The 264-nt window shown below is 66.3% G+C and carries 1 protein-coding gene; it reads right to left on the bottom strand.

What is annotated here, in order from left to right:
* A partial coding sequence (locus SB816_RS32440) for a PLP-dependent transferase (RefSeq protein ID WP_410548304.1) occupies positions 1-264 on the bottom strand: 264 nt, incomplete at both ends.

Below are 264 nucleotides of genomic sequence, written 5' to 3'. Positions count from 1 at the left end.
CCGCCCGCTTTTTGCTGGCGCATCGCCAGTTCATGCTGCGGATGCGAGGCGAGGCCCGGGTAGTAGACGCGCTTGACCGACGGATGCGCCTCCAGCCAGCGCGCGATTTCGAGCGCGTTGGCCGACTGCTTTTCCACGCGCAGCGAGAGCGTTTCCATGCCCTTGAGCAGCACCCACGCGTTGAACGCGGAGAGCGTCGGGCCCGCGCTGCGCACGAACGGGAACACCTTCTCCATGATGAACTGCTTCGAGCCCACCAGCGCG

The sequence above is a fragment of the Achromobacter sp. SIMBA_011 genome (assembly GCF_046535435.1).
GTDB lineage: Bacteria > Pseudomonadota > Gammaproteobacteria > Burkholderiales > Burkholderiaceae_B > Achromobacter > Achromobacter dolens.
The sequence above is the reverse complement of the archived record's forward strand: the minus strand, read 5'-3'. Positions and strand labels throughout refer to the sequence as shown.